At 66.9% G+C, this 509-nt stretch carries 1 pseudogene; it reads left to right on the forward strand.

The features are described 5' to 3' along the window. Positions 1-59: 59 nt before the first annotated feature. Positions 60-509: pseudogene (locus ACXJKJ_RS32385) on the forward strand (porphobilinogen synthase); the annotation flags it as partial.

Below are 509 nucleotides of genomic sequence, written 5' to 3' on the forward strand. Positions count from 1 at the left end.
TCGTTACCTGCTGCAGTAAACCTGCCGCGTCCTACCGCATTCCGTTACGGAGCAACCCCATGGCCCATCCCGACTACCGCCCCCGCCGCATGCGTCACGACGAGTTCTCGCGCCGCCTGATGCGCGAAAACACGCTCACCACCGACGACCTGATCTACCCGGTSTTCGTSCACGATCTGGCCGGCCGCGCGCCGGTGGCCTCGATGCCCGGCGTGGAGCGGCTGTCCATCGACGAACTGCTCAAGGTGGCCGAGGAAGCGCTGGAACTGGGCATTCCGGTGATCGACCTGTTCCCGGTGATCGACCCGGCCGGCAAGTCGCTCGATGCGGCCGCGGCATGGGACGACAACGGCCTGGCGCAGCGGGCGATCCGTGCGCTGAAGTCGCGCTTCCCCGAGCTGGGCGTGATGACCGACGTGGCGCTGGACCCCTACACCACCCACGGCCAGGACGGCATCATCGACGACAAGGGCTACGTGCTCAACGACATCACCGTCGAGGCGTTGGTG

The organism is Roseateles sp. P5_E1 (assembly GCF_054049335.1).